General features: G+C 60.5%; 12 protein-coding genes (1 of these 12 running past the window's edge). 4 read left to right on the top strand and 8 right to left on the bottom strand.

The window, feature by feature from the left end; translation table 11 throughout:
- The 3 genes in view from A6764_RS06825 to A6764_RS06815 are tightly spaced (at most 50 nt apart) and all read right to left on the bottom strand, a layout consistent with a single transcriptional unit that may run on beyond the window.
- Window positions 1–159 carry the start of a fumarylacetoacetate hydrolase family protein gene (locus tag A6764_RS06825; protein ID WP_065066986.1) on the bottom strand. Its footprint begins 621 nt before the window's first position, so 159 of the gene's 780 nt are visible here — the first part of the coding sequence; it begins with the start codon at window positions 157–159; the stop codon falls past the left edge of the window.
- A 50-nt stretch (window positions 160–209) separates the two neighbouring features.
- Entirely contained in the window at window positions 210–1,409 is a 1,200-nt protein-coding gene (gene thiI, locus A6764_RS06820; RefSeq protein ID WP_029098734.1) for a tRNA uracil 4-sulfurtransferase ThiI, read from the bottom strand.
- Between the two features lie 19 nt (window positions 1,410–1,428).
- Window positions 1,429–2,580, bottom strand: coding sequence for a cysteine desulfurase family protein (locus A6764_RS06815; RefSeq protein ID WP_083989786.1), 1,152 nt, complete (start codon window positions 2,578–2,580; stop codon window positions 1,429–1,431).
- Window positions 2,581–2,846: 266 nt separating this feature from the next.
- Between A6764_RS06815 and A6764_RS06810 the strand changes: the two genes are divergently transcribed.
- Entirely contained in the window at window positions 2,847–2,993 is a 147-nt protein-coding gene (locus A6764_RS06810) for a hypothetical protein (protein ID WP_162836735.1), read from the top strand.
- A gap of 315 nt (window positions 2,994–3,308) precedes the next feature.
- Here the strand turns inward: A6764_RS06810 and dapF are convergent, their stop codons facing one another.
- Window positions 3,309–4,172 carry a diaminopimelate epimerase gene (gene dapF, locus A6764_RS06805; RefSeq protein WP_065066987.1) on the bottom strand — a complete coding sequence of 288 codons (864 nt, stop codon included), beginning with the start codon at window positions 4,170–4,172 and terminating at the stop codon, window positions 3,309–3,311.
- Between the two features lie 115 nt (window positions 4,173–4,287).
- On the opposite strand from dapF, the gene A6764_RS06800 reads away from it, so the two are divergent.
- Window positions 4,288–4,818, top strand: a complete 531-nt coding sequence (locus tag A6764_RS06800; protein WP_065066988.1) for a DUF84 family protein — start codon at window positions 4,288–4,290, stop codon at window positions 4,816–4,818.
- 79 nt (window positions 4,819–4,897) lie between these two features.
- On the opposite strand, the gene A6764_RS06795 is transcribed toward A6764_RS06800, so the two are convergent.
- A complete protein-coding gene (locus tag A6764_RS06795) occupies window positions 4,898–5,482 on the bottom strand; it encodes a hypothetical protein (RefSeq protein WP_065066989.1) in 585 nt (194 codons plus the stop codon).
- Between the two features lie 92 nt (window positions 5,483–5,574).
- Here A6764_RS06795 and A6764_RS06790 point away from each other — a divergent pair, with 92 nt between their 5' ends.
- Complete coding sequence (locus A6764_RS06790; protein ID WP_029098729.1) at window positions 5,575–6,165, top strand: 5' nucleotidase, NT5C type; 591 nt, start codon at window positions 5,575–5,577, stop codon at window positions 6,163–6,165.
- Between the two features lie 231 nt (window positions 6,166–6,396).
- Here the strand turns inward: A6764_RS06790 and A6764_RS06785 are convergent, their stop codons facing one another.
- On the bottom strand, window positions 6,397–6,621 hold the full coding sequence (locus tag A6764_RS06785; RefSeq protein WP_065066990.1) for a DUF1540 domain-containing protein: 225 nt from the start codon (window positions 6,619–6,621) through the stop codon (window positions 6,397–6,399).
- 146 nt (window positions 6,622–6,767) lie between these two features.
- Here A6764_RS06785 and A6764_RS06780 point away from each other — a divergent pair, with 146 nt between their 5' ends.
- Window positions 6,768–7,547 (top strand): SDR family NAD(P)-dependent oxidoreductase, encoded by a 780-nt coding sequence (locus A6764_RS06780; RefSeq protein ID WP_065066991.1) that lies wholly within the window; start codon window positions 6,768–6,770, stop codon window positions 7,545–7,547.
- Here the strand turns inward: A6764_RS06780 and A6764_RS06775 are convergent.
- Window positions 7,479–7,745, bottom strand: coding sequence for a hypothetical protein (locus A6764_RS06775; protein ID WP_255309660.1), 267 nt, complete (start codon window positions 7,743–7,745; stop codon window positions 7,479–7,481). The two genes, A6764_RS06780 and A6764_RS06775, sit on opposite strands and share 69 nt — an antisense overlap.
- Window positions 7,715–8,839, bottom strand: coding sequence for an MFS transporter (locus A6764_RS06770; protein ID WP_255309661.1), 1,125 nt, complete (start codon window positions 8,837–8,839; stop codon window positions 7,715–7,717). Before A6764_RS06770 ends, A6764_RS06775 begins: the two co-directional genes overlap by 31 nt.
- Window positions 8,840–8,974 lie beyond the last annotated feature (135 nt).

Below are 8,974 nucleotides of genomic sequence, written 5' to 3'. Positions count from 1 at the left end.
TTTCAGCACGATCTCGTCAAGCGGCAGTTCCAGTCCCGTCATGATGGGCTTGGCCGCCTTCACTTTGTAGATGTCCCCTTCAATCACCCGCACCTTGTTTTCCGCTTCCACCATCCAGCCATGCTTGACTTTGCCGTTTCGTTCATAGCGGATGATCATGGCCTTCCCCTCCCTGTTTTGATTCCGTCTCTTCCATCTGTCTCTGCCGCTCAGAACAAGTCGGTTTCCGCTTCGCGCGGCTCCGCCGTAATCTCCTCGATCACGGTGCGGTTCACGGCGTCCTCCACCAAGGCCTCCACGTCCAGTTTTTCCTCGAAACGTTCAGCCACATGCGGCTTGGGCCGGGTCACCGGATTTTTCGGCGTAAAAATGGTGCAGCAGTCTTCGTACGGCAAAATGGACAGCTCGTACGTATCGATTCGCCGGGCAATGTCAGTGATCTCCGTCTTGTCCATGCCGATCAGCGGACGCAAAATCGGAATCGAGACGACCTTGTTGATCGTGTTCATGCTCTCCAGCGTCTGGGAAGCCACCTGGCCCAGGCTTTCGCCGGTCGCCAGTGCCAAGGCGCCGGTCCTGGCGGCGACCCGCTCGGCAATCCGCATCATGAACCGGCGCATGATGGTGATCAGGTAGTCTTCCGGACACTTTTCGCGAATGGCCGTCTGAATCTCCGTAAAGGGAACGACGTGCAGCCGCACGGTCCCGCCCCAGTGGGCCAGCTTGTGGGCCAGATCGCGGACCTTTTGCAGGGCCCGTTCGCTGGTAAACGGATAGCTGTGGAAGTGAATCGCCTCCAGGGTGACGCCCCGCTTCATCATCATCCAGCCGGCAACCGGGCTGTCAATCCCGCCGGAGAGCAAGAGCAGCACTTTGCCGCCGGAGCCGACCGGAAGACCGCCGGGACCGGGAATGGTTTCGCAGCTGATGTACGTGCCCTCGGCGCGGATCTCGATGTTCACGACCGCTTCCGGCTGGTGAACATCCACCTTGATTTCCGGGATGCTGCGCAGAATGTGCGTTCCCACCATGCGGCTTACTTCCATCGACTGTTTCGGGAAACGCTTGTCCGCGCGGCGGGTCTCCACCCGGAAGGTTTTCGGCTGCGGCTGCAGGTGGCGGATCAGTTCCAACGCCTTCGCCTTGATCGTCTGTTCATCCGGCTCCACCTGAACAGTGGGGCTGATGGAGGAGATGCCGAAAACGCGGCGCAGCCGTTCCACCACCGCATGGGCGTCCTCTCCGTGCAGTTCCACGTACATGCGGCCGTAGTTGCGGCGCACCTTGATGTTGGCAAACGGGCGCAGCACGCTTTTGACGCTCTGCACCAGGGCTTCTTCGAACAAATCGCGATTCCGGCCTTTCAACGCCAGTTCGCCGTAACGAATCAAAATGACATCGTACTTCATGGTTTGCTCCTTTACATGGTTACGCTTTCGCTTTCATATGGGGACGGATGCTGGCGACGCACTCCGCCGCGGCGGCAACAAACGCTCGGGCCTCATCAATGGTGTTCTCCCGGCCCACGCTGATGCGAATGGCCGACAGCGCCCGCTCCCGGTCCTGAAGAGCGGCCATCAATACCCGGCTGGGTTCGTTCGCCTTGGAGGAGCAGGCCGATTTGGTGGAGACGAGGTAGCCCCGTTCCTCCAGCGCATGCAGCAGCACTTCCGCCTTCATCCCGGGAAACGAGACGTTGACGATGTGGGGGGCCGCTCCCTCGCTCGGCGTGTTGACGACGCATCCGGGAATCTCGGCCAACCCCTGCCGCAGCACCTGGGTGATGGACGCCAGCCGGGCGGGTTCTTCCGGCCCCATCTCTTCCAGCAATCGGATCGCTTTGGCCATGCCGGCGATGGCCGGCAGATTCTCCGTTCCGGAGCGGAAACCGCCCTCCTGCCCCCCGCCCATCAACAGCGGCTGGAGAATCAATCCCTCCCGTTTGTACAAGATGCCGATACCCCGCGGTCCGTAAAATTTATGGGCCGATACGCTGAGCAGGTCGATGCCCCACTCCTTCAGGCGAATCGGCAGCTTGCCGACGCTTTGCACGGCATCGACGTGGAACAGGATTTTCGGGTACTGCTTCAGCAGGGCGCCGATCTCGGCGATGGGCTGCACCGTCCCCAACTCGTTGTTTACGTGCATGACGGAAACGAGAATGGTGTCGGGCCGGATCGCCCGTTTCAGGTCCTCCACCAAGACACGACCCGCGCTGTCGACCGGCAAATAGGTAACGGAAAAGCCGAACTCTTCCATCTGCTTGCATACATCATAGACGGCGGGATGCTCCACGCTCGTCGTAATGATATGTCTTCCCCGGCTCTGATACTGCATCGCCACACCTTTGATCGCCGCGTTGTTGCTCTCGGTGCCGCCGGACGTAAAGACGATTTCCGACGGTTTGCACCCGAGGAAACGGGCGGCGACCGCACGTGCCTGCTTCAGGATGTTCTCCGCCTCGAGCCCTTTTTGATGCAGCGAGGACGGATTCCCGTAGTAGGTCTCCATCGCCCGTTTGACCACCTCAACCACCTGCGGATGAGGACGGGTCGTGGCGCTGTTGTCCAAATAAATCACCAGTCCACACCTTCCTGAGGGCTGATCGCCCAAAGTCTACTTTTCATCATAACACGACAGTTCCGATCAACATATAGCCGGGAGCATACTTCCCCTTATTTTCTCCCACTTTTCGGCGGGGAACAACGCCGGGGAGAAAAAAGGTGGCACAACCTTCACAAATTGTTCACAAACACAAACGCTTACATTGGCAGGCAGGCTCTTTACATAACGCGGCCCATTCGTTAGAATAGTCAATAAATTTAGAGAACGAGGAGAGAAGCACCATGACGACACGGACGATGGAGATGGAAGAGAAAATCCGCAAAATGGAGGCGGAGCTGAAACGGCTGCAGGCCGAATTGGCGAAGCTGAGCAGCACGCAGTTTGATCAAACGGAAACCGCCTACTTAAACGAGGTGTACAACGGGTGAATCTTTGCCTTTGCCTTTGCCTTTCCTGTCAGCGTGGAAGAAGCACGGCTCCTTGTGCGGACTTCCACGCTTTTTTGCGCCTCTGCCCCGGTCCATGATCCCCCCTTATCGTCTCACACTCCGCCAGTACGCGTACCCGACCAGAATCAGCAATCCGACGATCGTCGCTGTCACATACGCAAACTTTGCCGCCATCAGCGCACCTCGCTTCACGTTCTTTTCCATAGTGTGCGCATGTGAGGCCGTTCCTTTGCAAAAAAAGACCGTCCCCTTTGCGCAAAGGGACGGCCAAGGCCAACGATCCACGATCAGCGGTCAGTCTGCATACGGAATCGGACCGTGATATACGCCAGAATATACCTCTGTTGCCGGCCCGGTCATGTACACGCGGTTGTCGCTCTCCCGCCATTCGACCACCAGATCCCCGCCCGCCAGATGAACGGTTACGGTCCGGTCGGTCATGCCGCTGAGGCACGCGGCAACCGCCGCGGCGCACGCTCCCGTGCCGCAGGCGAGCGTCACACCCGAACCGCGTTCCCAGACGCGGAACAGCACTTCCCGCCGGTTCAGCACCTGGATGAATTCCACGTTGGTGCGCTCGGGGAACCACTCGTGCCGTTCGATTACCGGCCCGTACTTCACCACGTCCGCTTCGTTCACTTCATCGACAAACAGAACAGCGTGAGGATTGCCCATCGAGACGGCGGTCATGGTAAACGTGCGGCCGTCGACGGTGAGCGGCTGTCCGATCACTCGCTCGCCGGGCTCTCCGGTCATGGGGATGGCCGCCCGGACAAACTGCGGTTCCCCCATGTCAATGGTCACCTGCTCCACCTTGCCGTCCGCTCCCACCGTGACGGACGGGGTGACAATGCCGCCCAGCGTTTCCACGGAAAACGACGTCTTGTCCGTTAGTCCGTGGTCGTACACATACTTGCTCACGCAGCGCAGGCCGTTGCCGCAGTTTTTCGCTTCGCTGCCGTCGTTGTTGAAGACCCGCATGCGAAAGTCGGCCCGCTCCGAGGGCATGATCAGGATCAAGCCGTCACCGCCGATGCCGAAGTGGCGGTCGCTGACCCGACGTGCCAGTTCCGGCAGATCCACGCCCGTCAGCGGTTCGGAAAAACAGTCCACGTATACGTAGTCGTTGCCCAGTCCGTGCATTTTGGTAAATTTCATGGTTCGCCCCTCATTTTTACTCCGATGTTTTTCTCGCTTTATCTTACCACAGAAGTCCGGGGCGTGGGAAAGTGGTATACTACCCCTAGCCAATCTGGAGCAGGAGGTGTGCGGCATGGATATGTCCGCGCTGCGCTTTGCGCTGGGCACGACCAATCAGGCGAAAAAGACGGCAGTGGTGCTGGCGACGGGAACGGAACCGGTCTGTCTGGCGGTGCCGTCCGGCGTCTCCGCCCAGCCGCTTTCGGAAGAAGAGACGATCGCCGGGGCGGTCAACCGGGCCAAAGCGGTGCTTGACCGGGTCCCGAACGCCGACATCGGCTTGGGGCTGGAAGGGGGGTTGACGTTTGACGACCGGTACACGAACCAATGGTATCTGCTCTCCGTCTGCGCCGCCTGGAACGGCAGGCAGCTCTGCCTGGGCAAGGGACTGTTCTTTCCCATCCCAAACACGGCGGTGGAACGGATCCAGCGGGAAGGCATCGAGCTGCGGATGATCATCGACGAGTGGAGCGGCACCACGGGGAGCAATCAGCGGGGCGGCGCTTACGGATTATTGACGGGGGGACGGATCCGGCGGGCCGAGGTGTTTCGCGACGCCGTCATCGCCGCCGTCACCCCGTTCGTCTCCGCTTTGTACCGATAATCCCCCAGGCCTCCCGGGCAGAACAGACAGGAAAAAACCTCTCCGTCACCGGAGAGGTTTTTTCGGCGAGGCGCCGTCGTCATCGGGCGATGTAATACGGGTAGATGATCAGCGCACCGAGAATGGCGATCGCCCCTACGATCATCGCCCAGACCCCGAGCGTACGAGCATTTCGCCGGTACGCCAGGTATCCCAGCACCATGCCAATGGGAGCCACGATATACGGGAGTAGGAACAGCGACAGAATGGACAAGCCCAATCCTGTCCAGCCAATCCCGCTGGCTCCGTTTTCCGCCTGCGCGTCGACGTCGTCAGTGGTGCGCGTCTCCCGGATAGGTTCGGCAATTTCGGCCGCCGTTTCCACGTCGTCCCCGGTCAGGGGAGAGGCATCCGGGCGATTGTCGCCCCGTTTGTCCCCTTCCCGGTTCACCTGCTGTGTCAGGTCGGCTCCTGCCGCGTCCACGCTTTGTTCCCCCAGATAACGTTCGGTCTGGGTGTGGGGATCATACTGGATGTTCCCATGGGAACGGACGGGATTCTCATCCAACACAGCCCCCATCCAGGAGTCGGCAAACTCGGTGTCCCGCTGATCGACCATCTCCGCAGGGCCGTTGTCCCCTTCCTTCCGCTCGGCATTCACACGTTCGTCTCGATCGTACGCCATGCCATGCTCAGCTCCTTTTTCCAAAGGATTGTGATGAAGGAAGTAGCCTTATTCTCTGCCGAGGGTGTACAATTTAAACTGGAGGCGAGAGGATGAAACCAGAGAAATCCCTAACGATTGGCATTGACATTGACGGCACTGTCACGGAGCCGAGCAGCATAGTCCCTCTGATGAATGAAAGCTTTGGCAAACAGTTGCGATACGAAGACTGTATCGATTACAATCTGGCCACGGTCTATGGGATCAGCGACGAGGTCTTTGCGGACTGGCTGGACAAGCACGGCGAGCGCCTGTACGACAACGCCCCCGTCCACGGCGCGGCCGACCGGGTACTGCGCCAGTGGTACAAGCGGCACAAGCTGGTGTACATCAGCGCCCGCGAGGCCCGTCATCTGGACGTCACCGCAAACTGGTTCTCCCGCTATCAGATTCCGTACCACCATATGGATTTGATCGGCTCGCACGACAAGCTGGCCGCCGCCCGAAAGTGGCAGGTGGACCTGTTTCTGGAAGACCGGCTGGAAAACGCGCTGCAGCTGGCTGACGCCCTCTGCATCCCGGTCTTTTTGTTCGACACCCCGTACAACCAGGGAACGCTGCCCCGGCTGGTGCACCGGGTCACCTCCTGGGAGCAGGTGGACGCCCTGGTGGAGCGGCTGGCGCTGGAAAAGGCCAACGCGTAAAGCGCCCAACCGCTCAACGGAGAGAGGCCTCCCCCGCCGAGGAGCCGGCGAAGGGGCACACGCCGGTCCGGAACGGTGTTCATAGCGCTCGGAACGGTGTGCGCAGTACTCGGAACGGTGTCCGCAGTGCTCGGAACGGTCCGCAGCGCTTGGAACGGTCCGCAGCGCTTGGAACGGTCCGCAGCGCATGGAAAAAGACGCATCCCCGGCACGGGATACGTCTTTTTTTCCTTACTTTTTCTCGGTTTTCCTCGGTTTGAACGTGTGACAACAGGTCTGGGAGGAGTCATTCGCCTGATCCTTGTGCTGGCTGTCGTGTCCGTACTCGCCGGCAAACTCTTCTTTAAAGTCTGTGTGAGCGTGACTGTCCACTTCCACCATGATCATGTCGGCGGTGCAGTTGTTGCCTTCGCTCCAGTATTCACAGTTGGCGACACTGCATTTGACGATGGGCATGTGTTTCACCTCCTAGGGGCTATCCTTCACCACAAGCAAACAGCTTATACCCCCGCAAACAGAGGCTTTACATGGCATCGCGCCCTTACAAAATCATGCCAACTGCCGGTTCCCCCGGCATGTTTTCGCGAAAGGAGACCTGTTTCATGACCAACCCGCGCATCGTCGTCATTACCGGCGCAGCAGGCGGCCTCGGGCAGGAACTGACGAGACTTCACCTGACAAAAGGGGATACGGTGATCGCGACCGGCCGGTCCATGGCCGGTCTGGAAGCGATGCGCGAACGGCTGGGCGCTCCGGACCGCCTGTTCCTCCACCGGCTCGACGTCACCGACAACGAAGCCGTGCGGCAATTTGCCGCCTGGGTACAGATTCGCTTCGGCCGCTGCGATCTTCTCTACAACAACGCGGGCACTGCCGTTTTCGTTCCGCTGGCCCAGATGCGCCTGGACGAGCTGGAAACCATCCTGGCCACCAACATCGCAGGTCCGCTGTACGTCGTCCGCGCTTTTTTGCCGATGATGCTGGCGGCCCGCTCCGGCCACATCGTAAACATCGCCTCGCTGGCCGGCCAGGTGGCGACGGCAAAAGCGGCCGTGTACGCCGCCAGCAAAGCGGCCGTGATCCGGCTGAGCGAAGGCCTGCGCCATGAGCTGGCGGACAGCGGCATCCACGTCACCTGCGCCATGCCCGGCCCGATCGACACGCCGTTTTTGCAGCGGGCGGACCAGACAGGCGGGTATAGGGAAAAAGTCCGCCGCTATCTCCTGACGCCGGAGCAGACGGCGGTGCGGATCATCCGGGCCGTGGAAGCAAAGCAGCCGGAAGTGGCCATGCCCCTCCGGCTGCATCTCCTGTCACTGCTCTATGCGATGCTGCCCCACGGCGTGAAGCGCCTCCTCGCCCCCCTGCTGAACCGGAAGTAGCTCCGGCTCATCCAGCCGCCGCAGTGCCATAAACGCGAGCAGACCGGTCGCGGCGCAGACGACGGAGGCGGCGCCGAACAATCCCTGCACTCCGCATACGGGGATGAGCCAGCCGGCAGCGGCCGCCCCGGCGGGCATTCCCGTCCCCGTAATCGTGCGGACGCTCGTCAGCACCCGCCCCAGCAGTTCTTCGGGCACGTGTTTTTGCAGATGGCTGCGGTACAGGATGTTGTAGGGCGAAAAACTGAGTCCGGCCAGCCCCATCCCAGCATCGCCACATCGGTGCGGGTAAAGAGGGCAAGCGGCAGCGTCGTGATCCCCCACAGGCCGATGATGGCCGCCGGCGTCACGCCGGTCGGGATTTTCCAGGTAACGGCGGAAAACAGGATCGACCCGAGCAGCGCCCCCGCCGCCATGGCGGACCAGAGCAGGCCCAGCGAGACCGCCCCGCCGTCCAGGTCGTTCTTGGCGTACAGCGGCAGCCCCACCTCCACCGGGCCGTACGCCATGTTGAAGAAAAAGGTGAACAGCACGAGCCACAACAGGCGGCGATGCCCCAGCAGGTAGCGGTAGCCGGTGCGGATATCGGCGGCCAGCAAGCGCAGAAACGGACCGATCGCGACTACGCCTGTTCCGCCGCCGCTTTCCGCAGCCTTCCCTTGGACCTTCTCCGCCTCTTTTTCGTCCATCCGCCCGACGGCGAAGCTGCCCGATCCCGCCGCCGGCTTCAGGCGGGCGAAACAGAAGGCACAGAGGAAAAAGCTGATGGCGTCCACCACCAGCACGTTGGCCGCCCCGATCCAGGCGATCAACACCCCGGCCACGGCGGGCCCGAACAGATACGTGATCTGCCACTGGCTTTCCATCAGACCGTTCGCCTTGACCAGAAGGGATTTGTCCATCACCAGCCGGGGCAGCAGGGTCTGGGCACCCGCGCTGCTGAGCGGCGAGAGCATCCCGGCGATGACGATCAGCACGTACACCAGCCACAGCGGCGTCCCCTCCATCTGCAGCAGCACCACCAGCGCGAAAAAGATCAAGCCGCGCAGCACGTTGTCCAGCATGATCAGTTTTCGCCGGTCAAAGCGATCCAACAGAACGCCGGCGACCAGTCCGACCAAGACCGCGGGAATGTTGTACGCCAGGACGACACCGCCCATGGCGGCGGATGAACCGGTTTTGTTCATCACAAACCAGGTCAAGGCCATCCATCCGAACTGATTGCCCAGGCCGGACAGAAACAACCCCAACCAGTACCAGCGAAACGACGATTGCCTCCACAGTTCTTTCACACGCATCTTCCTTTTCTTTCCGGTTTGGCATCATTGTAGCCAATTTATTAAACTTTTTCAATTATTATATTTATAAATATACCAAAAAAATCCCCCCTGCCTGTCTTCAGGCAAAGGGGATAGGTCCTCGCCGTC

Source organism: Brevibacillus sp. WF146 (genome assembly GCF_001673705.2).
Lineage (GTDB): Bacteria > Bacillota > Bacilli > Brevibacillales > Brevibacillaceae > Brevibacillus > Brevibacillus thermoruber.
This window is presented reverse-complemented; position numbering and strand designations above follow the sequence as displayed.